Genomic DNA, 25,076 nt, shown 5'->3' on the forward strand with positions numbered 1-25,076 from the left:
AACCTTCAACGGTATTCGTGGTAGCCGTTCTCCCGGTTTTCTTGTTGTGACGCACATACTCTTCGGCAGAGTGGTTGACAGTCTCGTGAGAAGCGAAGTCTTTGCCGAGCTTCGTATATAAGGGCGATTCGTCAGTATTGAGGTGAGCTGCTGGCATTATATGCTGTTTAAGCAAGTTGTCAAGAGCCTCTCCTAGTATCCCGGTTACTGCCCGAGTACTGCCCTTTTTATTTTACGAAAAAAGCGTGGATGTTACTGAAAAGCAAATAAAGATTGGCGGGAGAGCATGAGAATCGAACTCACCTCACCGTACTCACGCACGGTGACAACGGCTTTGAAGGCCGGGACGGGCACCAGCTCCGTAACCTCTCCCTTTAGAGTGAACGTGAAGAATGAAGATCGAAGAATGACAATGGGAACGCGGATGAAGAAGCCGCTTGCTGAACCTGATTATACGTGAGGCCCTGCCCGTTCGCAACTCATTTTTCATCTCACGCTTTTCCCCTCGTCAGCAGCTTGGCCGCCCCGTCCAGATCCTTGTGCGCGCCCATGAGCACAACTATGTCGTCGGCCTGGAGCGTGAAGTCCGGGCCTGGGTTTGTGATTGCCTCCCCGCTTCGCGCGATGGCGATGACCGTTGCGCCGGTGTTCTTCCTGAGGTCGAGGTCCTTGAGCGACCGTCCGACGGAGGGCGCCGCGGGGTCGAGCTGGATGTTGTCCACGGTTGCGCCGGCGAAGAGGGCGGCGATGCGGCCGAGGTTCTCCTGGTCCAGCGACTGGCCGCGCAGCATCTTGTACCCCCCGAACCGCACGAGCTGGATCTGGTTCGCGATGATGTTGCCCGGGACGTGGTACTCGTGCAGCACGCGCGAGAAGATCTCGATGGAGGTCTCGAACTCCTCGGGGATCACCTGGTCGGCGCCGAGCTTGTAGAGCTCTTCCACGTCGGCGGCGTAGCGCGTACGGATGAGGATGAAGATCGCGGGGTTCAGCTCCCGGGCGGTCCTGACGGCGATCTGGGTGGCCCGGTTGTCCGAGATCGCGAACACGATGATCTTGGCGCAGTCCACGCCCGCCCGCTGCAGCACGTCCCTCCGGGTGATGTCTCCGTAGATGATGGGCTCGCCCTCTGCCCTCGCCTTCCGGATCGTGTCCGCGTTCACCTCGAGCACCACATAGGGGAGGTGAGTGGCCTTCAGCGTTCTGGCCAGGTTCTGGCCGTTCAGGCCGTAGCCCGCGATGACCGTATGGCCTTTGAGGGAGCAGTATTCCGCCTTTTCCCTGCGCTCGCCGGGCGCTTCCGCGAGCCGCGAAGTGAGCCAGGGCCCGGCCTGGATCACGAAGGGAGTGGCGAGCATGCTCAGGATCGAGGCATTGATGAACACCTGGAAGCTTTCCGTCCCGATCAGTCCGTGGAGGTGACCCTGCTGGGCGAGGAGGAACGCGAACTCGCCGATCTGGGCAAGTCCCAGCCCGGCAAGGAGGGCGGACCGGATGGGGTAGCGCAGGGCCTTTGCCGTGGCGAAGACGAGGATCGTCTTGAGCAGCACCAGGCCCAGCGTCATCAGGAGCAGGACCGGCCAGTGACTGCCGAAGAAGCTGGTGTGAAGCAGCATCCCGATGGAGATGAAGAAGATGCTGGCGAAGTAATCGCGGAAGGGCATGATCTCAGACACGATGTGGTGGCTGTACTCGGACTCGGAGATGATGAGCCCGGCGAGGAATGCGCCCAAGGCCAGTGATAAATGGAGCCGGTACGTGATCCATGCCGTGCCGAGGCAGAGCAGCACGATGAGCAGGAAGAACATCTCGCGGTTCCTGAGCCTGATCACCTGGTGGAGCAGGAAGGGGACCACCTGGCGGGCGGCGACGTAGACGCCGACGAGGCCGAGCACTGCCTTGCCCAGGGAGACGAGCACGGACAGGGTTGTGACCGAGCCGCCGGCTCCTGCCTCGCCCAGGACCGGAAGGAGGAGCATCATGGGTACTACCGCGATGTCCTGGAACAGCAGGATGCCCGTGGCGAGCCTGCCGTGGGCCGAGTCGAGCTCTGCGCGGTCGGAGTACATCTTGAGCACGATGGCTGTGCTGCTGAGCGAGGCGAGGAACCCGAAGAACAGGGCCTGGGCGGGGGGATAGCCGAAGCCCATGGCAATGGCCGCGACAGCGCCGATGGTCAGGAGAACCTGGGTGCCGCCGCCAATCAGGAGCTGCCGGCCCGACCGCATGATGTCCTCGATCGAGAACTCCAGCCCCACGGTGAAGAGCAGGAGCACCACGCCGATGTCAGCGAGACGCTCGACCATGCGGGTCTCGGTGATGATGGCCGAGCCATAGGGTCCGATCAGGACGCCCGTGATCAGGAATCCCACGAGTGCGGGCAACTTGGCGCGGTGGAAGAGATAGGTGATGGGGAGCGAGACCGCGAGGATGATGATCAGCTCGCGGAGTATGGTGATTTCCTGGTCCTGCATGGTATGGATATCATAGCATAATTTGATGGAGACCTGTGCCGTAAATCCCTTTGTATCCGGAAGAGGATGCGTTGCTTTGTAACTGCTGAGCTCCTTCCGTGAAGCATATAGTAACCGGTGAATCAAGATCATCTCAAATCGTTCGTCATTCCTGCGGAAGCAGGAATCCATAGAATATAACAAAAAGACCACACCCTGCACTCGCGCTGTGCATGGCCCGTATTCGCGCAACGCGCTCATAAGCACTGGCCACAGGCTCGTAAATGCTGAGTGCAGGCTGGATTCCGGGTCAAGCCCTGAATGACCACGTTGGAGGATAGTAAAGACGATCGGTAGATGCCTATTCTATTGTGAGACTGTTAATAACGTTTCTTGCCACAGAGTGCTCAGTGAACACAGAGGAACGCCTTCATCTGAGCTTTTACATCTCTCCCCTGTGTCCTCTGTGGTGCAGAGGTTTTAGTTTCCACTCGTCCGGGTTAGATTGGGGAAATTGATTGAAAAAGCATTTCAGGCATGCTATAGTTATTTGTAATATTCGCATACGACATAGATCGACGAAGGAACAACTGCACGTTATTCCCCGGCGAGGAGGACAGCGCGATATGATTCTTAAGGACTCGCAAGGCAGCGATGAGAAGGGCATGAAGCCAGAAGGAGCGCCATGCGGGAGCGATGAGAACCAGCTGTCGGGGTTTTCGGCCCTGATGCTCACGCTTCCCCTGTCGATGTCGACCGAGGCAACTTCCGGAGATCGCCGTACCGGGCATGAGCGTCGCAGCGGCGACCGCCGTGCGCTTTCCCGCGAGGCCCCGGCGCCGAAATAAAGCGAATCAGTCAGATCAAGAGCCTGCATCGGCAAAAGCGATGCAGGTTCTTTTTTTGCCTCATCCTCGTGAGGAAGCCCGCCTTTCCGGTTCGTGGTGATCATCAGAAGACAGCCAGCTGTTGCGATACCACAGTCTCCCTGCATCGTCATTGTCATACCTAAGGTGGATTGACCGGCCTTGCCTGCAGTGCTAGCATATCATCGTGGGACATACTTCTATCATTCGTCCCGGGAAGTCAAAGATTGCTCGTCAGTTTCTTCCGGGCGAGGAAAGGAAGTGATACGCTATGAAAGCGCTGGTTTATCACGGTCCGGGCAAGCGGGTCTGGGAAGAAAAGCCCAAGCCGGTTGTCAAGGACCCGACCGATGCCATCGTCAGGATCGTCAAGACCACCATCTGCGGGACCGACCTCCACATCCTGAAAGGCGATGTTCCCGCGGTGACGGACGGCCGTATCCTCGGCCACGAGGGGGTCGGGATCATCGACGATCAGGGGCCGGGGGTGACGAATTTCAAGAAGGGCGACCGGGTGCTGATCTCGTGCATCACCTCCTGCGGCAAGTGCGACGCCTGCAAGAAAGGCATGTACTCGCACTGCGAGAAGGGCGGCGGGTGGATCCTCGGACATACCATCGACGGCACCCAGGCGGAGTACGTCCGGATCCCCTATGCCGACACGAGCCTGTACCGCGTGCCGAAGGATGCCGACGAGGATGCGCTCGTGATGCTGAGCGACATTCTGCCGACGGGCTATGAATGCGGCGTCTTGAACGGCCAGATCAAGCCGGGAGACACTGTGGCGATCGTCGGCGCGGGGCCCGTGGGGCTCGCGGCGCTTTTGACGTCGCAGTTCTACGCGCCGGCGGAGCTCATCATGATCGACATGGATGACAACCGGCTCGAGGTGGCGAAAAAGTTCGGCGCGACGAAGACCGTCAACAGCAGGGACGGAAAGGCTAAAGACACGGTCATGGAACTGACGGGCGGCCGGGGAGTTGACGTGGCGATCGAGGCGGTGGGCATTCCCGCCACGTTCGAGCTCTGCGAGGACATCGTTTCCGCGGGCGGACACATCGCGAATATCGGCGTGCACGGCAAGAGCGTTGAACTGCACCTCGAGAGGCTGTGGGCGCAGAACATCACGATCACGACCAGGCTCGTGGACACCGTGACCACGCCCATGCTGCTCAAGAACGTCATGTCGGGGAAGCTGCAGCCGAAGAAGCTCATCACCCACACGTTCACGCTCGACGAAGTGATGAAGGCATATGATACCTTCGGCAACGCAGGCAAGGAAAAGGCGCTGAAGGTCCTGATGAAGGCCGCTTAGAAGGCCCCTCTCCACTCAAGGCCCGCAGGGAGTGCTGACTGCGGGCCTTTTTGCATGTCCGATACCGGAACGTTTTGCTTACGCGCCGTGCCGCCGTTCTGATCAATCCCCCTCCCTAGGGAGGGCGGCTACAGGTCGCTGCCCCAGGCTTCGAACTTCCGCCATTTCAGGATCACCACGAAGAACACGATGCCGCAGACCAGCCCGCCGACGGCGAAGGTGAGGGGGGCCTTGATCCAGTGGGCGACCGTGCCGGCGAACATGCTGCCGAAGGGCGTGAGCCCGCCGAAGGACAGGGTATACAGGCTCATGACCCGGCCGCGCAAACGGTCCTCGGTGTTCAGCTGGACCGTGGTATTCGCCATGCCGAAGAAGGTGACCATGGACCAGCCGGACAGGGCAAGCAGCAGCGCGGTCAGGCTGTAAGAGCGCTGGAGCCCGATCAGCATCAGGAAGATCGAGAGGCTCATGCCGCCGCCGAGGAGGATCACCGGCCGCGGCCCCCAGGGGCTCATAAGGGCCAGGGACATGGCCCCGATCAGGGCTCCGGCGCCGAACGAGGACATGAGGAACCCGAAGGCGGCCGCGTCGCGATGCAGCTCCATCTTGGAGAAGACGGGAACGAGGACGGTGAAATTCGTCCCGAAGACGCTGACCACGGATACGAGCAGGATGGTCATCATCACCACGGGCGTCGTCTTGACGTATCGGATGGCCTCCCCGATGTCCCGCAGGACGTGATAGGACGACTTCTCCCGCCGCGGGGAAGAGGACGCGGTCATGAACAGGAGTCCCGCCAGCACCGCGAGAAAGCTGAGGCCGTTCAGGAAGAAACAGGCCGCGGTGCCCGCCGCGGCGATCAGCATGCCGGCGATCGCCGGTCCTACCGCCCGGGCTGCGTTGAAGATGGAAGAGTTCATGGCGATCGCATTCATCAGGTCGTCCTTCCCGACCATTTCTATGATGAACGCCTGGCGGGCAGGCATGTCGATCGTGTTCACGATGCCGAGGAGCGTGGCGAGCACGATGATGTGCCAGTAGTGGACGGTCCCGGTCCAGACCAGGAACGACAGCACGAACGCCTGTGCCATGAGCACGGCCTGGGTCCCGATGATGATCTTCCGCTTGTCGAGATAATCGATGAACGGTCCCGTGAAGAACGACAGGAACAGCATGGGCAGGAACTGGAGCGCCGAGACCACGCCGAGCTTGAAGGACGAATGGGTAAGCTCCAGCACCAGCCAGGCCTGCCCGATGTTCTGCATCCAGGTGCCGATGAGGGAAACGAGCTGGCCCGAGAAGAAGAGGCGGAAGTTCCGGTGGCGCAGGGAACGGAAGAGCGTTCTTATCATGGATGTTTCTTGCATGTCAGTGTTGCATCCCGCTATTACACTATAACACCGCGGGCGCCCCGGGTGAAGGGAACTCTTTTGATCACCGGAAAAAGCACGACCTCCGGTCGGCCGCCCCGGAGGTCATCGTGAGAACAGAGGGTACGTTCAAGCCCGATGCGATCTTACCGTCCGTAGTAGGAGATCAGGGACGCCTTTGCGATCGTATGGGAGTTCAGCATATATCCCACGAGCGCGGCGCCGGCCTTTTCATCAAGGTCCAGCTTCGGGACATCCAGCGCGAAGACCGTGAAAATATAGCGGTGCGGCTTGTCGCCCGCGGGCGGGCAGGCGCCGCCGAAACCCGGCTTCCCGAAGTCCGTCATGCTCTGGATGCTGCCTGCGGGCGCGAGCTTCTTCTGAGGATTCCCGGCGTCGGTCTTGAGGTCCGTGACGTCGGCGGGGATGTTGAAGATGACCCAATGCCACCAGCCGCTGCCGGTCGGTGCATCGGGGTCATAGACCGTGAGCGCGAAGCTTTTTGCCGCCTTCGGCGCGTTCATCCATTTCAGGGAGGGAGAGATGTTCTTGCCCGTACAGCCGAACCCCGAAAAGACCTCATCGATGGTCAGCTGCCCCCCGATCTGGTCGCTCTTTAACGTGAAATCCTGGGCGCCGGCAAGGGCCGCGCTCAACAATACTGCAAGGCCGGTTATGAATAGCGTCTTTTTCATGGTGTTCCTCCTCTCAGTAGTCATCGTTCAGGAAACGAGCTGTTGGCAGGACGACGTGAAAGTATCCTGGCTCCATTATAGCACGGGTGACAGGCCGGAAAGAACGATGAGCCAGGTCATGCCCGAGGTCACCTGCGGTCAGCCACGGCATTTTCAGATGTTTTTTTTCTTCATGGACTTGCTTTTCGTCTTTTTTGAATAACAGGTTTCACAGTAAATGCCTTTGTCATCAACCTCGCTGGGCTGCCACTGGATGTTCCCCGAGGGATCCTTTGTGCTCAAGCGCCTGCCGCAAACAATGCAATGGGATTGCCGCCTGTTGGTGTCCATCATCTCCTGCATCCTATCTCCGAGGTAATTACGGGAAGGTCCGCATGCTCTATCCCCGCAACACCCGTTTGTCGCCGATCCGCTGCGTCAGCTTCTGGGAATCGAAATATTCCATGATGGGCACGGCGTACTTGCGGGAGGTCCTGGCCAGGTCGCGGAACTCGGCCATGGTGATCTCTTTCTTCTCCTGGAGGTGCCTGGTGAGGTCCCTCCTGATCGTCTCGACCACATCCTTATCGAGGTGGAGCGAGTCGTTGATCCGGATCGTCCTGCCCTCGTCCGCCAGGAGCCTGAGCAGGTCCTTCGCGTCCTTTTCCGTGATGCCGAAAAGGGAAGGAAGCTCTTCCCGCACCGGCGGCTGGGTGCCGCCTTTCCTGATGGCATCGACGATCCTGTTCTTGACCTCGTCCTGCACTTTGCCGCCTGCCGCCTTGAATCCGGGGGTCCTCAACTTGGAGCCGTCCGCCTCGATCTGCTTTTTTTTCGCAAGGCCGTCGATGACCATGTTCAGGACCTTGGCTGAAATCCTCATCTTGAGCGCGCCTTTCAGCTCTTCCTTGTCCAGGCCCGGCTTGAGCGGGTTGTCCTTGTGGTATTGTTTTACGAGTTCGAGGGTCTTCGCCTCGAGTGATGTCAGGTGCAGCGTATGGACATAGAGGTTGTCTACGCGGAGCACGGTCTTTTTCTGCGCAAGCGATGCAAGCGCCGCTGCTATGGCCTGCTTGTCGGCCGCGACGGTCCCGATGAGATCGTTCTCTGCCATTCCGGCAAGACCTTTTCCCGATATAAAGAGCGCAAGCTGTTCTTCCATCGCACCTTGTGCAAGGATGCCGAGGCTCTTGTGGGATTCCTGCATGGTCGACTGCTTGTGCCGGCGGGGATGGGGGTCCAGGACCATGCCGCCTCCCAGGGTCTCCATGGGAGAGTAGAAGCGCAGGATAAAGCGGTCGCCGTGCTGGATGATCACGGGCCGGTCGAGCCTCATCTGGACGAAGGCTTCCTGGCCGGGCGCCAGCTCGTGAGCACCGAGGAGGGCGATCCTGCCGATGGCCTCCTGTGTCGTGTTGTAGAACCGGATGCGAGAGCCCGTCCTGAGCCCCCGCGGGGCCTGCTTCAGCAGCTCAAGCTTCGCATCAAGCGTCCTGGTCGGTGTAAAAAAGCCGGCGCTCACGATGATGTCGCCGCGCGAGAGCTGGTCCTTTTCGACGCCCTGGAGGTTCACCGCCGTGCGCTGGCCCGCCACGGAGCGCTGGACCGCCTGGCTGTGGGACTGGATGCCGCGCACCTTCGTCGTAATCCCCTTCGGCAGGACCTCGACCTCCTGTTCAATGCTGATCGTCCCCGAATGCAGGGTGCCGGTGATGACCGTGCCGAAGCCCTTCATGGTGAACACCCGGTCGATGGGCAGCCGCAGGATGCCGTTCGACGACTTCGGAGATACTTCCGCCGCGAGCCTTGCCAGCTCCTGAACCAGCAGCGGCAGCTGTTCTCCGGTCCTGGACGAGACGGAAAGCATGGGCGCCTTCTCGAGAAAGGTGCCCTTGACGAACTGCCGGACCTCATCCTGCACGAGCAAGAGCCAGTCCTTCTCAACCATGTCCATCTTGGTAAGAACGATCAGGCCTTTTTTCACATGCAGGAGGTCGCAGATGGCGAGGTGCTCCCGGGTCTGGGGCATGATGCCTTCGTCCGCGGCGATGACGAGCATCACGATGTCCATGCCGCCCACGCCGGCGAGCATGTTCTTGATCAGGCCTTCATGGCCGGGGACATCGACGATGCCGAGCCGGTTCCCGCCGGGCAGGTCCAGGGACGCGAATCCCAGGTCGAGCGTGATGCCGCGCTCCTTTTCCTCCTTGAGTCGGTCGGGGTCGGTCCCGGTGAGGGCCTTGACGAGGCTTGATTTGCCGTGGTCGATATGTCCGGCGGTGCCGAGGATGATGTATTTCATGGACGATGATTAATAACCACGGATGAACAGGGTTAGAGACGTACAACGGGATGCAGCCACGGATGAACAAAGATAGATGCGGCTTCTAACCACAGATGAACACAGATGAACACGGATGAAACCGGGAAAGGATCTTTTGAATTTCGTTTTTATGATCTGGAATTATTGTTTTAATATGCGCCATCTGTGATCATCTGTGGTTAAACCGGACTTGGTTATTTCGCATTACCGTGTTCATCCGCGGTTAACCTAATTCTTGTCTCTAGCCGTCCTGATCCGTGGTCACATTTTCTGTAGTTGTTTTAGGGCTTCCACGATCTTCCCGATCTCCTCATCGTTCAGCGTCCTCGGATCGAGCACGACCATGCCTTCTTTGATCCGGGAGATGACGTGAGGCTTGTTGATCCGCAGTGCCGACTCGATCTTGTTGGCGCTCAGCCGCTCGTGCCGGAGGCAGACCGTCCTCGTGGGGAAGACGCCCGTGGGCAGGGCGCCGCCGCCGCTCTGGGACGTGTCGTCCTGGATGATCGTGGTCAGCTCCCGGTCCCCGAGCTCCCTGATGCGCGAGGACAGCAGCACGGCCTTCCGCTCGATCTCCGACAGCGGCTGGGTAAGCATCCAGAGCGTCGGAATATCCCGCACGGCCTTTTCCAGGTCCAGGTACTGCCCGAGCGTGGCGTCGAGCGCTGCCAGGGTGAGCTTGTCGATGCGGAGCGCCCGGGCGAGGGGATTGGAGCGGATCTGATCGAGCCATACTTTCTTGCCGAGGATCATCCCGGCCTGCGGTCCGCCGAGCAGCTTGTCTCCGCTGAAGGTGAGCACATCCACCCCGGAATGCACGGCCTGCTGGACCGTGGGCTCGCTTCCGGCGCCGTAGGTCGACAGGTCCACGAAGCTCCCGCTCCCCAGGTCCCACATAACGGGCAGGTTGTGTTTTTTGCCGAGCTTCACCAGATCCTCAGGCGAGACCTCCCGGGTGAAGCCGACGATCTTGTAATTGCTCGTGTGCACCTTGAGGAGAAGTCCGGTATTCTCGTTGATCGCCTTCTCGTAATCCTTGAGATGGGTCTTGTTCGTGGCCCCGACCTCGCGCAGCTTTGCTCCGCTCCGCTCCATCACTTCGGGAACCCGGAAGGATCCGCCGATCTCGACGAGCTCTCCCCGGGAAACGATGACCTCTTTGCCGCGGGCGATGGTGTTCAGGCAGAGCAGTACCGCGGCGGCGTTGTTGTTCACGGCGGTTGCGGCCTCGACGCCGGTCAGGCGCTTCAGGATCCCCTCGACATGGACGTGACGCTTGCCGCGCTCGCCCGCGGGTATGTCGTACTCAAGGTTCGAATAGCTCCGGGCGGCCTCGGCGACGCGCTGGATAGACTTCTCGGACAGGACCGATCGCCCGAGGTTGGTGTGCACGACAACGCCCGTGGCGTTGATGACGCCCTTCAGGCTCGGTTCCGACAGCTCCGCAAGGAGGGACTCGGCGTGATTCAGGACGCCCGGAAGCGAAACGAGCGCGTCGTCGATCCGCGCGGCGGCGTCCTTTTCCGCGGCCCGGAGGATCGCTTTCCGCCTCGCGTCGATGGCGGATCTGACCGCATCGAGCACGAGCACGCGCGGAAAGCGCTCCATCCACGCTTTTGCTCTGCCTTCCTTCAGGACTTCGTCAACAGAGGGAAGTTTTTTGAGCAGCCCTTTCATGGAGAGTACCATAGCACAGGAATGCCGCAAATTCAACTGGACATTTCCCCGCGCTGTGCCGGCGTCATCCTTTTTACCCTTGACATCATGCCGGGAATATGTCACTTTTGTTTCACCACCGTCGCGATGCGGCAGCGGAGAAAACAGATGCTCAGGGGGAAGGTGTGCAATGTCGATGAACAGGCGTAATTTTCTGAAAGGGGCCGCGGCCGCCGGCGTCGCGCTCGCAGCGGGAGAGCTCTTCATTCCCTTCGCGGAAGCGGTGGACGTGCCCTCGTTCAATTTTGCCCATATCACGGACCTACATCTCGACGTGAACGGCGAAAGCAACTGGCAATACCGCGAAAAGAGCATCCCGCTTTTCATCGATGCCCTCCGCCAGCTGCAGCGCCTCCCGAAACTGAATTTCGTCGTCTTCGGCGGGGACCAGATCCATTACGGCCCGAACGACAAGGAGTCCCTGGACGTGTTCCAGAAGTGGACGGCCCACCTGAACATGCCGTACTACGTCCTTCTCGGCAATACCGAGGTCTCGCCGGTCGCGGGCGTCTCCAAATTGAACAAGGAAGACTTTATCCGGGCATGGACAAGCAGGGGGCTGCGGCCCGGTCATACGTCATGGGCCTTCGAACCCGTGAAGAACGTGCGGGTCATCGGCTTCGATGTGACCGTCGAAGGAAAGCCCTACGGCGAGGCCGGCCTGCTTGAGCTGAAGTGGCTCGAGGGAGAGCTCAAGGAGAACAAGTCCAAGAAGCTGATCATCCTGTTCACGCACCAGCTGCTCATGCCCGCATCGCCGAGGGACAAGTCGCCCGAATGGTCTTTCTGGATGGTCAAAAACCACACGCGCGTGACCGAGATCATCGAGAAATACCCGAACGTCAGGCTTGTCGTCTCCGGTCACCACCACGCATCGAAGGTCGAGACCGCGGGCAAGATCACCTATGTCTGCGATCCGGCCGTGGTCACCTATCCCTGCTCCTTCCGGTCCTTCTCGGTCACGAGGCAGGGTATCCACTTGAGGAATGTCACCCTGGACGACAAAGCCGCCGTGAACCGGGCAAAGGAGCTCCTCGAGTCGGACCCGTTCGCGAAGATGTACGATCCCGCCGCGCCCGCGAGAGCCTCAGCGTTCTGCAACGGGCTTACCGAACAAGACCGGGAGACGATGATCAAGCTGTAAGGCAGGAATTGGGAATTACGAATGAGGAGTTGGAAACTAAGAATGTGGCATTAGAAATGAGAAGTTACTCTCCCGCCAGAGAAAAATCGATCTTCTTCCTGACCGGGTCAACGCGGTCCAGGCGCACGGTTACGGTATCGCCGATCCGGTAGGTGCGTTTTTTCCGCTCACCCCGCAGGCAGTGCATCTTCTCGACATAGTGGTAGTAATCGTCGGCCAGGGTCGAGACATGCACCAGCCCCTCCACGAAGAACTCCCTGAGCTGCACGAAAAACCCGAACTGCACCACGCCGGTGATGATTCCCCCGAACACCTCGCCGAGCTTGTCCTTCATGAACTCGAGCTTCAGCATGGCGACCACGTCGCGCTCCGCCTCCATGGCCGTCCGCTCCCGCTGCGAGCAGTGCACCGCAGCCTCGGGGAGATATCCGGCAAGCTTTGCCACGTACGCCGCATCCGTGAGCCTGGCTTTCATGTCGGCCTTCAGGATCCGGTGCACGATCAGGTCCGGGTAGCGCCGGATGGGGGAGGTGAAGTGCGTGTAGGTCTCCGCAGCGAGCCCGAAGTGGCCCACGTTCTCTTCGGAGTACCGTGCCTGCTTCATGGTCCTGAGCAGCACCGTGTTGATGAGAGTCTCCTCGGGCGTGCCCTTGGCGCGGCCGAGCGCCTTCTGGAGATGGACCGGCTTCAGTTTTTTCACGGCGGGCAGGGTGATGCCGAGCGTGGCCAGGAATTCGATCAGGTCGCTCAGCTTGTCCTCGGCCGGCTCCTCATGGATCCGGTAGAGGAAGGGCTTCTCCTTCTTCTCGATGTGGGCGGCCACGGTCTCGTTGGCCGCCAGCATGAACTCCTCGATGAGTTGGTGCGCCATGTTGCGTTCGGCCCTGATGATGTCGGTCATGCGGCCCTGCAGGTCGAGCACGATCTCGGGCTCGGGCAGGTCGAAATCGATGCTACCCCGTTTGGCCCGCTTTGCCCGAAGGACCTCCATGAGCTCGGCCATGAGCTGGAACTCGTTCAGGAGGCGTTCATAGCGCCGCCGCTGGGCCGGATCGCGGTCCACAAGGATCTCGCGCACGGCTGTGTAGGTCATGCGCTCATCGCTGTTGATCACGCTTTCGTAGATATCGTGCCTCAGGATTGCGCCGGCGGGCGATACGTCCATCTCGCAGGTGAGGGTGAGCCGGTCCACCTGCGGGTTCAGGCTGCAGATGCCGTTCGAGAGCGCTTCGGGCAGCATGGGGATCGCCCGGTCAGGAAGGTAGACGCTGGTGCCCCGCTGGTACGCCTCCTCGTCGAGGAACGTCCGTTCCCGCACGTACTGGGCAACGTCGGCGATGTGGACCCAGAGACGGTAGCCGGTCCTGATTCTTTCGATGGAGATGGCGTCATCGAAATCGCGGGCCTTCTCCCCGTCGATGGTGACCGTGGGCAGGGCGCGAAGGTCCCGGCGCCCCTTGCGCATGGCCGGGGTGACCTCCTGCGGGATCGCGTCGGCCTCCGCCTGGGCGGCGGAGGAGAACCGGACCGGTATCTCGTACTGTTCGATGATCAGCTCCGAGTCGATGCCGGGATCGCCCGGCCTGCCGATGACCCGTACGATCCTTCCTTCCGCCGGCCTGCCTCCCAGGGGATAGGCGATGAGCTCCGCCGCCACAATATCGCCCGGCTTCGCTCCGCTGCTGTTCTCCGCGTGGATGAATACATCCTGGCCGATCTTCGGGTCCGAGGGCGTTACGTAGCCATGGGTAAGCGTCCGCGATTCAGGCAGCTCGAAGGTGCCGACGATCCTGGTGTGGGCGCGCTCCAAAACACGGATGATCGCTCCTTCCCGCTTACCGGCAGCCTTCCTTCCCGTGGGAGGCGAGACCCGGACCATCACCTTGTCGCCGTGCATGGCGTCGAGCCTGCTCCTGAATCCGATGTACACATCGGACTTGCCTTTTTTCTCCGGGATCACGAACCCGTAGCCCGTCGGGTGCGCCTGGAAGATGCCTGTTTCGAGGTCCATCTTGTCCGGCAGGCCATAGCGGTTCCCGCGCGTCTTGACGATATCGCCGGCCAGGACGAGCTCGTTCAGCGCATGCTTGAGGTCGCGGCGGTCGTCGGCCTTGAGCCTGAGCACGCGCATCAGCTCCCGGACCATCAGGGGCTTGCCAGCCCGGGTCCTTATCGCTTCGATCAGTTGTTTATGGGTGTAGTTCATAATAAGTTCGGAGTGAGAAGTGCGAAGTCCGGAGTAAGATGTCTGTGAGAGAACGCTTTTACACAAGACACCGGACTAAGAGCTCATAACTGGATTCTGAGCAGTTTCCCCGTCGCCTCCGCGATCACGACTGGTCCCCGATCGATCCTCGCTTCGGCCAGGACCAGCCGGCGCGTTTCCTGCACGAGCCTGCCTGATACGGTCAGCTCATCGCCGGGAGCGGCTGCCGTCTTGAATTTGACAACGATCTCGGCGGTCACTGCCGGCATGCCGAGGCTGAAGGCCAGCTTTGCCATGGCCTCGTCGAGCAGGGAGGACAGGATGCCGCCGTGCACGATCCCCTCATAGCCCTGATGCGCATCCCGGGGAATGAACCCGGCCGTGATGGACCTGTCATCCCTGTTGATCGAGAAGTCCACCGCGAGCCCGTGCGGGTTCTTTTTCCCGCATACGTAGCACTGCTCGTTGTCACGGAGCTCTTTCATAGGATATGCGCCCCGAATACTCCGGGCAACGTTCTTCTGATTTCTTCGTCTTGTGTCAGCCTGATGTTGCCAGTATAATAGAAAAAATGCCATTTGACAATGATATAACGATCACCGACGAGCGCCTGTTGTCCTGCGGCATCGTGGACCTCCCCCAGGCTCGAAAGAACCTTGAACTGCTGCGGAAGACGCTTGGCGCAGAACAGTTCTCCACGCTTGTCTCTCCGCTCGCTGCATGCCTCTCCACCGCGGCCGACCCTGACCTTGCGCTGAACAATTTCGAGCGGTTTGTCAGCGCGTTGACCGAAGCCGCGTCCTTTCCCCCGCTGTGCGGGAAAGAGCCCGGTCTTCTGACGTCCCTGATCACGGTCTTCGGAGCCAGCCGGTTCCTTGCGACCTTCCTCCTGAGCGATACCGACCGGAGCCTCTCCCTCCTTGCGGACCGGGGTTTTCTGGCGCCTTCCCCGGGGAAACCGCTCCTCGCGAAACAGCTCGCGGACCTCGTCGGCGGCGACGATGAGAAAGACTTCTTCCGGTCCCTCCGGCTCTTCCGGAAGCGGGAAATGCTCAGGATCGGCCTTCGCGATCTTCTGAACAGGGCGGACCTCCGTGAGACCGTCGAGGACCTGTCCGACCTTGCCGAGGTTGTTCTCCAGGCTGCCTATGCGTGGGCCGATGCGGCGCTCCGTGACCGGCACGGAAGTCCGATGCTCGAACTCCCGGATGGCACGGCGGCCCCGGCCCGATTCGCGGTCATTGCCATGGGCAAACTGGGAGGACGGGAGCTGAACTTCAGCTCCGACGTGGACCTCATGTATGTCTACACGGGGGACGGCGAGACGGAAGGAGCATCCCGGGCCGACGGGACCGCGCCGGGCAGGATCACGAACCACCAGTACTTCATCAGGCTAGCGGAAAAGCTGAGCGCCGCCATCGGCCAGAAGACCGAAGATGGATTCGTGTTCCGCGTCGACCTTCGTCTCCGGCCCGAGGGACAGCGGGGTCCGCTCGCGCAGAGCCTGGGAGGCTACGAGATCTACTATGAGTCCTGGGGCCAGACCTGGGAGCGGGCGGCGCTCATCAAGGCCCGTCCCGTGGCAGGGGACGAGGCCCTGGGCAGGGAGTTTCTGGAGCGCATCACGCCCTTCGTGTTCCGGAAATACCTCGATTTCAGCGCCATTGCCGAGATCAGGGACATGAAACAAAAGATCAACAAGGACGTGGAGCAGAAGGGCAGGTCCCACCGCGACGTGAAGCTCGGCTACGGCGGGATCCGCGAGATCGAGTTCGTGGTCCAGGCGCTCCAGCTCATCTATGCGGGGCGCGACCGGTCGCTGCGCGAGAAGAACGCGCTCCGGGCCCTGCATGCGCTCTCCCAGAAGGGTCTGGTCACGTACCGCGAGCAGGACGCGCTCGCGAGGGCATACGTGTTCCTGCGCACCGTCGAGCACCGCATCCAGATACTCGACGATCTCCAGACGCAGACCATGCCTTCCGATGAGCGCGAGGTCCGCGCCCTCGCGCGGCGGGCCGGCTACTTCGAGCATGGCCGCGAGGCGGATCTCCTGCTTCGCGACTATGCGGAGCACACGCGGAAGGTCCGGGCGATCTATGACGACCTGTTCGCGTTCACCGGAGAGGAGCGGGTGCAGGACGGTTTGCCGCGGGAGTACGCATTGCTGCTGGACCGGGAGACCCCGGAACAGGATGCTCTTGACCTGTTCGAGCGGTACGGGTTCCGCGATCCCGCAAAGGCCCATCGCGACCTGATCCTGCTCCGGGAGGGCGAGGCCTTCGTCCATCAGACGCCGCGCAGCCGCAGGCTGTTCAATGAGATATTCCCGGCGCTGTTCCAGGAGATGGTCACGTCTCCGGACCCCGACATGGCCCTGAACCACCTGGAGTCCTTTCTTGCCGCGCAGGGATCCTGGGAGTCCTTTCAGGCGCTACTGAGGCTCGATGCCGCGGCAGGCAGGCTCCTGATCTCGATCTTTGCGAACAGCGAATATTTTTCAAGGATGCTGATCAACAGGCCGGCACTGCTCCAGAACCTGCTCGAATCGAGAAGGTCCTACGGCACCGGGACCTGCGCCGTCTTCGCACGCGGGCTCGCGGAAGCGCTGGAACGAGCGCCCGACCTTTCCGAGAAGCTGGACGCCCTGCGCCGGTTCAAGCACCAGGAAGAGATACGGCTCGGCCTGGCGGACCTGCTGTCGGGCATGGGCCTCCGGGCGGTTTCCCGCGACCTCTCGAAACTCGCCGAGGTCTGCCTCGATGCCGCGCTTAAGCTGGCTGCCGCCGAGGTCGGCCGCCGGTTCCATGCATCGGTCTCCGTGGCGGGCCTCGCGATCATCGGCGTGGGCAAATTGGGCGGAAGGGAACTCACCTATGGGTCGGACCTTGACATCCTGTTCGTCTATTCCGAGCAGCGCGCCCGGTCGCTGCCGGACGGCGTCTCCGCCTTCGAACTTTTCAGCAAGGTCGCTGAAAAAACGATCTCCTATCTTTCGACACTCACCCGCGAGGGGTTCGCGTTCCGCATCGATACGAGGCTCCGGCCGACCGGGTCGAAGGGTCCTTTGGTCCAGAGCATCGAGGCTTTCAGGAGCTACTATGCCGGGGAGGCAGAGACCTGGGAGCGCCAGGCACTGCTCCGGGCGCGTCCCGTTGCAGGCGACAGCACGGTGGGCGGAGAGTTCCGGAGCGGGATCCGGAGCCTGATCTATCGCGATCCGGACCGGGAGGCGCTTGCCCAGGACGTTCGCGCGATGCGCAGGAGGATGGAGGAAGAAATCGGCAGGGAAGACAGGACGTCCTACAACATCAAGCAGGGGAGCGGCGGGCTCGTGGACATCGAGTTCATTGTCCAGTATCTTCAGCTCCTGCACGGAAAGCGGCATCTGAGGCTTCAGGTCCCGGGGACCGAGAACGCGCTGCACGTGCTCGGCCGTGAGGGGCTCCTGACGCGGGAACAGCACGACCGGCTGCAGACGTCCTACCGGTTCCTCAGGCGGCTCGAGAGCAGGATGCGGATCGTGTCGAACCAGGCGTCCAGCGATCTGTCGAAGGACGCTCTCACCCTGCATGCGCTGGCGCTCAGAATGGGATACGAGGACGGAGACTCGCCTGCCGGTCGAAAAATGCTGGACGAATACCTTGCGGTGAGCAGGCAGGTCCGGGAACTGTTCGGAGCTGTCCTGGGCGCGCGGGGAACGCCGGGGAGCGGCTGAAAATGACCTTGACAAGTTACGCCTGCTGTACTACCATTTTGCCTCGGACGAACCAGGCCTGTCCGCTGCCGGCTTCTCCCCGAGACGTTGCATCGTGAACGGATTCCCGTGGCATCGCAAGGAGGTTCCATGATCCGCATCTTCCGCACGAGCTGCCTCTTGCTACTCTTCCTGGCGCCCTTCGCCGCCTCGGCGGAAAACAGCGTTCTCTCGTTGCAGAAATCCGCGCACTTCAGCGGTGATCTGAGCGTGCCCGCAGCAGTCAGGAACGATTGCCAGCTGGAAACAAAGGTGATCGATTATATCGAGTCCTTTGCCGGCGACGAATTCGGCAAGGTGGCCCTGGTCGAGACGGCATCCTCCGCCACGGTCGGCAAGGCGCTCGCAATAACCATCACCGGTCTTTCCGGCGAGGCGGGCGGCGCATGGAGCGGCCCCAAGCATCTTTCGATCGCTGGCACCCTGTGGCAGGACGGCACGGTGATCGGCACCTTCACGGCGAACCGCGTGACCGGAGGCGGGGCCTGGGGCATGTACCGCGGAACCTGCAGCCTGCTGGGCAGATGCGCGAGAGCGCTGGGCAAGGACGTCGCCGGCTGGCTCAAAACGCCGACACTGGATGCAAAGCTGGGCGACGTGAACTAGCGAAGCAGTTTTCCGTACGCGGCGTGGGATCGGCCTGGAGCATCCATCAGTTCATCTTCCCCTTCACCCGTTTCTTCTTCCTTGCCTCTTCTTCGACTTACCCCAACTGGTTTACCGTCAATCGTCTTTAAAAATGGATACTTACAACAAGCAGCGCTGAATCCATACCGCTGTACATGGTGTGAATTAACATTTTTCTTGACAACTTCCTCATCATTATAATAACATTGCGACCGTACCAAATTGAAACAAACTAATTGCATAACGCAATATTATGTCGCAGGTCGTGATTACGTGCTTTTTTCAATAGAGTGAAGGGGGAAAATCAAAAGCAATGGTACATCGATATTCAATCCTCATTATGGTTCTCATGCTAGCCTTGCTTGGTTCAGCAGGTGTCGTCTCCGCGCAGTATGACATGCATGGTTCTATGCCTGCCTCGTCAACGACCGGAACAGCCATGTCCGGCCACGAAATGCACGGCATGCCTGCATCAACCCCCGCAACGCCCGTCTCGACCACGCCCTGGTGGGTATGGCCCCTCGCCCTGTTCATCGTATCGTTCATTCTCGGCATTCTTGCCGTGCTCGGCGGCGTGGGCGGCGGCGTTCTGTACGTGCCGATCGTGGGCGGCTTCTTCCCGTTCAACCTTGACTTTGTCCGCGGAGCCGGTCTCATGGTCGCCCTTGCCGGCGCGCTCGCCGCGGGTCCGGGGCTCCTGAAGCGAAATCTTGCGAACCTCAGGCTCGCCCTGCCCGTTGCGCTGATTGCATCCGCGGCTGCGATCGTCGGCGCCATGATCGGCCTCGCGCTTCCCCAGAACGTGGTCCAGACAGCCCTCGGCGCGACGATCCTCGGCATCGTGCTTATCATGCTCCTGGCCGGGAAGTCCGATTTCCCCAGCGTGCCGCAGCCGGACAAACTCTCCCAGGCCCTCGGCATCATGGGCATCTACCGCGAGGAGTCCATCGGCAAGGACGTCGAGTGGAACATCCACAAGACCATTCCCGGCCTCCTGCTCTTCATCATCATCGGCATCATGGCGGGCATGTTCGGCCTCGGCGCGGGCTGGGCGAACGTGCCCGTACTGAACCTGCTCATGGGAGCACCGCTCAAGATATCCGTCGCGACGAGCAAGTTCCTGCTCTCGATCACCGACACATCGGCGGCCTGGATTTACATGAACCAGGGCGCGGTCCTGCCCATGATGGTGGCCCCGTCCATCATCGGCATCATGCTCGGCTCCCTCGTCGGCGTCAAGATCCTGGCCAAGGCGAAGCCCAGGGCGATCAAGTGGATGGTGATCGGCCTTCTGCTCTTCGCGGGTCTCCGGGCGCTGCTGAAGGGCCTGAACATCTGGAAGTAGCCGCACAACAGTGAGCGACCACCGATGAGCACCGATAAAATACGTTGAAGGGTTTTCATCGGTGTCATCCGTTCCGATAGTCATTGCATGCATACCAGGGAGGAATCATCATGTCGAATGAAAAGACCAGGGCGAGCGAAGAGCAACTCATCTATGCCAACATTCTGAATATCGGGATGTGGCTCGGCCTCGCCGTGCTGACGATCACGTTCCTGATGTACGCGTTCGGTGTGCTGCCGAACTTTGTGCCGATCAACGACCTCCCGAACTACTGGGGGATGAAGGCGAAGGACTATATCCATACGATGCATGCGCCGACGGGCTGGGGCTGGCTGTCCCTTGTCGGGAAAGGGGACTACCTGAACTTCGTCGGGATCGCCATGCTCGCGGGCCTCACGATCCTGTGCTATCTTTCGATCATGCCGACCCTCACGCGCAAGAAGGACACGGCGTATCTCGTGATCGCCATCGTTGAGGTCGCGGTCCTGGTGCTCGCCGCAAGCGGCATCATGAAGACCGGCGGGCACTGACAGGACCGGACAGCCGGCAAGAGAACATGCACAGTCAGGGCGGCCCATGGCCGCCCTTTTTGTTTGACTTCACCCGTTGCCGCTGATACCATGACGCTCGAATTCCATCCCTGAAGCCTGGTGCACAAAGAACAGGCGGAAAAGTTTTTTTCATCGTGGTGATCTCTTTGTGAAAGAACGCCTCAACCTCCTGCGCGAATTCTCCGTCCCGCTCCTTGCCGGCGTCGCGGCCGCCCTGTCCTGGGCGAACAGCGCGCCCGAGGGCTATCGCCGGTTTCTGAACGGACCGTTCCTCGGTCCCGTCAGTTTCCATTTCCTGACCAACGATATCTTCATGGTCTTCTTCTTCGGCATCGCCGCCGTCGAGATCGCTCAGAGCCTGCTTCCCGGCGGCGATCTTCATCCTCTCAGACGGTCGGTGAATCCCCTGCTTGCCACGGCCGGCGGCGTGATCGGGCCTGCCGTCATCTATCTTGTTCTCAATCATTTTATCGGATCCCCCGGGCTGCGCAGGGGATGGGGGATCCCGACGGCAACCGATATTGCCTTCGCCTGGCTTGCGGCACGCATCGTCTTTGGCTCCGGCCATCCGGCGATCTCCTTTCTGGTCCTCCTTGCCGTTGTCGATGACGGGATCGGCCTCGCCATCATCGCCATCTTCTACCCGGACCCGTTGCTGCCGATCGAACCGGCCTGGCTCGTTCTGGTGATCGCGGGAATGGCGATCGCGTATATTCTCCGGAAGCAGCGCGTCCGCTCATACTGGCCCTATCTGCTCCTGGGGGGTATCCCCTCCTGGACAGGCCTCTTCCGGGCGCACCTGCATCCCGCGCTTGCCCTGGTCTTCATCATTCCGTTCCTGCCGCATGCCCCCTTCGAGACGAAGCATATGTTCGAGGACGACCCGGCCGATCACTCCCCGATCGCGTTGTTCGAACATGAATGGAAAGTGATCGTCGATTTCGGGCTCTTCCTGTTCGGCCTTGCCAACGCGGGAGTGACATTTGCGAGCGTCGGCACAGCCACCTGGCTGGTCCTGGCTGCCCTGCTGGTCGGAAAGACAGGGGGCATCTTCCTCCTGGCGAGCGCGGCCGTGTGGCTGGGGTTCCCCCTGCCGAAAAACATGCATGCGAAGGAACTGCTCCTCGTCGGCATCATTGGCGGATTCGGTTTTACCGTCGCGCTCTTTGTCGCAGGAGAGGCGTTCATCGATCCGGTCCATCAGGGTGCGGCAAAGATGGGGGCCATGCTGAGCTGCGGTTCGGCAGTCATCGCTGTCCTCGCAGCCCGGTTCTTGAACGTAAAAAAGATACAATGATCAACCGTTGCCTTGATGCAATGCGGCGTTTATCGACGCGTCCGGACTGTTCCCGCGATCTGTTCCTGCAACAGGCTCATCAACAGGGAAGCGCATTTTCCCTTGACAGAACACTCTTATTTGTTGTAAATTCCTTTCGTTTTGCATGAGTTTGACTGTGCACGGGCATGAATACTCCCGGGTCAACGTACTTTGAAAATCGATATTACGTCGCAGCGCTTGTTCTGAACGCGAAGAAATTCGCTTTCCCGGATCATGCGCGTGGGTCTGCGTAATGAGCTCAAACTGATCGTTTAAGACATGGACGTCGCGAGTATATTCTCTATAGGGATCATCGGGTTTCTGTTCGGCGCAGCCGCTTCACAGCTTCCGCTCTCGAATATACGCAACTTCAGCTATCTCTTCTCCCTGGCAGGCTCGCTTCTCTTCCTCGCCGCAGGCGGGTACCTTCTCTTTACCCCGGCCTATACGAGCCAGGCGATCATCGTATCATCCTTCTTCAGCTTCGCCTTCCGCGCAGACGCGCTCTCTGCCTTCTTCGTCGTCCTCATATCGCTCATCACCATTGCCGTTTCCTTCTACTCCATCGGCTTTACGCGCGGTATCAAAAATGCCGGCTCCATGGGGTTCTTCTACAACATCCTCATCCTGAGCATGTACGGCGTGGTCCTCTCGGCCAATATCTTTACCTTCCTCGTTTCCTGGGAGACCATGGCTGTTGCCTCGTACTTCCTCGTCGTCTTCGATCGGAACCAGGAGACAGCGAAGGCGGGTCTCTTTACCGTGGTGATGACCCATATCGGGACGGCCTTCATCATAGGGCTTTTCTTCATGCTGATGCACTACACGGGCAGCATGGATTTCCTTTCCATGCGGGCAGCTGCCGCACTCCTTCCGCAGCAGATCAGGTCGCTCATCTTCATCTTCGCCATCATCGGGTTCGGCACCAAGGCCGGCATCATTCCGCTCCATACCTGGATCCCCCGGGCCTATCCCGTTGCACCTTCGAACATCACGCCTCTCATGTCCGGCGTCATGATCAAGACGGCGATCTACGGCTTCCTTCGGATCGCCCTGGATGTGCTGGGTCCGGGTCCGGAGTGGTGGGGAATAACGATCATTGTTCTCGGTGCGATCTCGGCGGTCCTGGGCATCCTCTACGCGATCATGGAGAACGACCTCAAGGTCTTTCTTGCCTATTCGAGCGTCGAGAACGTCGGGATCATCCTTCTGGGGATCGGCGCGTCCATGATGTTCCGGAGCGGCGGAATGCCCGTCCTTTCCGGCTTTGCCCTTGCTGCCGCCCTCTACCATACCCTGAACCACGCGCTGTTCAAGGGACTCCTGTTCCTGGGGGCGGGTTCGGTCGTGAGCGCCACCCGGACAAGGAACATGGAGAAGCTGGGCGGGCTCCTGAAGCTCATGCCCTGGACGGGCCTGTTGTTCCTCGTAGGCGCCCTTGCCATCACCGCCCTTCCGCCTCTGAACGGGTTCGTGAGCGAGTGGCTCACGTACCAGTCCCTGCTGCTCGGCTTCCAGTCGCCCTCCGTTGTCGCGAAGATCGTCTCGCCCCTGGGAGGCGCGGCTTTGGCGCTCACCGGAGCGCTCGTCGCTGCCGGGTTCGTCAAGACCTTCGGCATCACCTTCCTGGGCATGGCGCGCAGCGAACACGCTACCACGGCCCAGGAGTCCTCTCCCTGGATGGTCCTCGGCATGGCGCTCCTTGCCCTTCTCTGCGTCGTTTTCGGAGTCTTTCCGTCAATTCCCGTCGCGATTCTCGGGCCGGCGGTTTTCACCATCACGGGATCCTTTGTCGAACTGCACCGGCAGGGCATCCTGGTAACGCCCGGGGCCACGGCATCGCTCTCCACCCTTGCGCTCGCCGTTGCCATGGTGACGATCTTCATCGCCGTGGTCGCACTCGTGAAGCTTCGGGGCAACGGGAGAAAGACCGTGTATGCCGATTCCTGGGACTGCGGCATCCCAGGCCTCACGCCGCGCATGCAGTATACTGCCACGGCCTTTACCAAGCCGCTCCGCATCATCTACAAGAGGATCTATCTCCCGAGCAGGGACCTGAAGGTCTCCTACCTCATCAAGCCCTTTTTCGTCAGGTCCATCAGGTACGGGGGCCAGATCACTCCGTTCTTCGACCGTTACGTGTATGATCCCGTGACCAGGTTCGTCAACGCCGTCGCCGAAAAGGTGAAGCTGCTGCAGTCCGGGAGCCTGCAGCTTTATCTGGGATACATATTGATAACGCTCATTGTGCTGTTGATCTTTGGCACCTAACGGCCCGGGGTGGCGGCGTAACGCGCCGAATTGTATATTGGAGCTTGGAAACTGGAAATTTGAGGTTTTCGATCAAAATCGTGAAGGTACGCAAAAGAGTGATTACTTTGTTGATTCGCTCCTCGCAGTGGGGCATTAAAATTTTAAATGATCAATCTTCAATTTCCAATCTGAGCAAAGCGAAGCCATGGGCTACTTTCAATTTCTCATAATCATTCTTTTCTCCCCGCTGGTGAACGGGGTGATCAAGAAGGTGAAGGCGAACATGCAGGGCAGAAAAGGCCCGGGCGTGCTTCAGCCCTACTACGACCTCATCCGTCTCTTCAAAAAGGACATGGTGGTCTCGAACGTCACTTCGTGGATATTCAAGGCCACGCCCTCTGTCGTTTTCATCGCAACGATCGTCGCTGCCATGATCGTCCCCGTGGTCACCGTGCTGTCGCCGTACACCATGATGGGCGACGTGATCGCGCTTATCTCCCTGTTCGCCCTGGCCCGGTTCTTCATGGCCCTCGCCGGGCTCGATGCCGGCACCGCTTTTGGCGGCGAGGGGAGCAGCAGGGAAATGACCGTGGCCATCCTCGTCGAGCCCATGATGATGCTCGCGCTCTTTACCGCCGCGATATCTGCCGGTTCGACGAACATCGCGCGTATCGCCGGCGCGCCGGGCGTGGTCTTTTCGCCGTCGCATGTGCTCGCGCTTTCCGCGTTCATGGTCGCGATCATTGCCGAAACGGGGAGGGTGCCGGTCGATAACCCGGACACGCATCTTGAACTGACCATGATCCACGAAGGCATGATCCTGGAATATTCGGGCCGTTATCTGGCGCTCATGGAGTGGGCGCACTTTATGAAGCAGATGGTCCTCTTCACCCTGACCATGGATATTTTCTTCCCCCTGGGGATCGCCCGTGATGGTGACGGCGCGGGGCTCATCGCATCGCTCGGCGGGTATGCTCTCAAAATGCTCGGCATGGCCGTCCTCATGGCTGCGGTGGAGTCCACACGCGCCAAGGTGCGGTTTTTCCAGCTCCCCTCGATCCTCGGCGGCTCATTCGTGCTCGCGTTCCTGTCGCTCGTGACGCACATCATGATGGGGAAATAAACGACCACGCCGCAGCGTGGTCGAATTGAAAATTGAAG

At 60.3% G+C, this 25,076-nt stretch carries 17 protein-coding genes, 1 tRNA gene and 1 pseudogene; 10 read left to right on the plus strand and 9 right to left on the minus strand.

Annotated features, from left to right (window positions below; genetic code table 11):
* The 3 genes and pseudogenes from VL197_05710 to VL197_05720 form a co-directional block, all read right to left on the minus strand.
* Window positions 1-202, minus strand: a pseudogene (locus VL197_05710) (transposase).
* Window positions 203-274: 72 nt separating this feature from the next.
* Window positions 275-373 (minus strand) — tRNA-Sec (locus VL197_05715).
* Between the two features lie 118 nt (window positions 374-491).
* Complete coding sequence (locus tag VL197_05720) at window positions 492-2,474, minus strand: cation:proton antiporter (protein ID HUJ17472.1); 1,983 nt, start codon at window positions 2,472-2,474, stop codon at window positions 492-494.
* A gap of 605 nt (window positions 2,475-3,079) precedes the next feature.
* Here VL197_05720 and VL197_05725 point away from each other — a divergent pair.
* Window positions 3,080-3,301: a hypothetical protein gene (locus VL197_05725; protein HUJ17473.1), complete on the plus strand. Its 222-nt coding sequence runs from the start codon at window positions 3,080-3,082 to the stop codon at window positions 3,299-3,301.
* A gap of 289 nt (window positions 3,302-3,590) precedes the next feature.
* Complete coding sequence (locus tag VL197_05730; GenBank protein HUJ17474.1) at window positions 3,591-4,634, plus strand: zinc-dependent alcohol dehydrogenase family protein; 1,044 nt, start codon at window positions 3,591-3,593, stop codon at window positions 4,632-4,634.
* Between the two features lie 128 nt (window positions 4,635-4,762).
* Here the strand turns inward: VL197_05730 and VL197_05735 are convergent, their stop codons facing one another.
* The 4 genes from VL197_05735 to selA form a co-directional block, all read right to left on the minus strand.
* Window positions 4,763-5,986 carry an MFS transporter gene (locus VL197_05735; protein ID HUJ17475.1) on the minus strand — a complete coding sequence of 408 codons (1,224 nt, stop codon included), beginning with the start codon at window positions 5,984-5,986 and terminating at the stop codon, window positions 4,763-4,765.
* Window positions 5,987-6,150: 164 nt separating this feature from the next.
* The gene (locus tag VL197_05740; GenBank protein ID HUJ17476.1) at window positions 6,151-6,699 is read right to left on the minus strand and encodes a YbhB/YbcL family Raf kinase inhibitor-like protein; all 549 of its coding nucleotides are present in this window, start codon (window positions 6,697-6,699) and stop codon (window positions 6,151-6,153) included.
* Window positions 6,700-7,078: 379 nt separating this feature from the next.
* Window positions 7,079-8,980 (minus strand): selenocysteine-specific translation elongation factor, encoded by a 1,902-nt coding sequence (gene selB, locus VL197_05745; protein ID HUJ17477.1) that lies wholly within the window; start codon window positions 8,978-8,980, stop codon window positions 7,079-7,081.
* A 282-nt stretch (window positions 8,981-9,262) separates the two neighbouring features.
* Window positions 9,263-10,678, minus strand: a complete 1,416-nt coding sequence (selA, locus tag VL197_05750) for an L-seryl-tRNA(Sec) selenium transferase (protein ID HUJ17478.1) — start codon at window positions 10,676-10,678, stop codon at window positions 9,263-9,265.
* A 175-nt stretch (window positions 10,679-10,853) separates the two neighbouring features.
* Between selA and VL197_05755 the strand changes: the two genes are divergently transcribed.
* On the plus strand, window positions 10,854-11,861 hold the full coding sequence (locus VL197_05755) for a metallophosphoesterase (protein HUJ17479.1): 1,008 nt from the start codon (window positions 10,854-10,856) through the stop codon (window positions 11,859-11,861).
* A gap of 64 nt (window positions 11,862-11,925) precedes the next feature.
* Here the strand turns inward: VL197_05755 and rnr are convergent, their stop codons facing one another.
* A complete protein-coding gene (rnr, locus tag VL197_05760; GenBank protein ID HUJ17480.1) occupies window positions 11,926-14,067 on the minus strand; it encodes a ribonuclease R in 2,142 nt (713 codons plus the stop codon).
* A gap of 83 nt (window positions 14,068-14,150) precedes the next feature.
* Window positions 14,151-14,552, minus strand: coding sequence for a PaaI family thioesterase (locus VL197_05765; GenBank protein ID HUJ17481.1), 402 nt, complete (start codon window positions 14,550-14,552; stop codon window positions 14,151-14,153).
* An 86-nt stretch (window positions 14,553-14,638) separates the two neighbouring features.
* Between VL197_05765 and glnE the strand changes: the two genes are divergently transcribed.
* The 7 genes from glnE to VL197_05800 all read left to right on the plus strand — a co-directional run bounded on the left by glnE (window position 14,639) and on the right by VL197_05800 (window position 25,038).
* Window positions 14,639-17,782 carry a bifunctional [glutamate--ammonia ligase]-adenylyl-L-tyrosine phosphorylase/[glutamate--ammonia-ligase] adenylyltransferase gene (gene glnE, locus VL197_05770; GenBank protein HUJ17482.1) on the plus strand — a complete coding sequence of 1,048 codons (3,144 nt, stop codon included), beginning with the start codon at window positions 14,639-14,641 and terminating at the stop codon, window positions 17,780-17,782.
* A gap of 129 nt (window positions 17,783-17,911) precedes the next feature.
* Window positions 17,912-18,427: a hypothetical protein gene (locus tag VL197_05775; protein ID HUJ17483.1), complete on the plus strand. Its 516-nt coding sequence runs from the start codon at window positions 17,912-17,914 to the stop codon at window positions 18,425-18,427.
* 460 nt (window positions 18,428-18,887) lie between these two features.
* The gene (locus VL197_05780) at window positions 18,888-19,793 is read left to right on the plus strand and encodes a sulfite exporter TauE/SafE family protein (protein HUJ17484.1); all 906 of its coding nucleotides are present in this window, start codon (window positions 18,888-18,890) and stop codon (window positions 19,791-19,793) included.
* A 110-nt stretch (window positions 19,794-19,903) separates the two neighbouring features.
* Window positions 19,904-20,323 carry a hypothetical protein gene (locus tag VL197_05785; protein ID HUJ17485.1) on the plus strand — a complete coding sequence of 140 codons (420 nt, stop codon included), beginning with the start codon at window positions 19,904-19,906 and terminating at the stop codon, window positions 20,321-20,323.
* A gap of 169 nt (window positions 20,324-20,492) precedes the next feature.
* Window positions 20,493-21,641: a Na+/H+ antiporter NhaA gene (locus tag VL197_05790; GenBank protein ID HUJ17486.1), complete on the plus strand. Its 1,149-nt coding sequence runs from the start codon at window positions 20,493-20,495 to the stop codon at window positions 21,639-21,641.
* Between the two features lie 300 nt (window positions 21,642-21,941).
* A complete protein-coding gene (gene hyfB, locus VL197_05795; GenBank protein ID HUJ17487.1) occupies window positions 21,942-23,933 on the plus strand; it encodes a hydrogenase 4 subunit B in 1,992 nt (663 codons plus the stop codon).
* 187 nt (window positions 23,934-24,120) lie between these two features.
* Window positions 24,121-25,038, plus strand: a complete 918-nt coding sequence (locus VL197_05800) for an NADH-quinone oxidoreductase subunit H (protein HUJ17488.1) — start codon at window positions 24,121-24,123, stop codon at window positions 25,036-25,038.
* Window positions 25,039-25,076 lie beyond the last annotated feature (38 nt).

This window comes from Nitrospirota bacterium (genome assembly GCA_035516965.1).
Taxonomy (GTDB): Bacteria; Nitrospirota; UBA9217; order UBA9217; family UBA9217; genus MHEA01.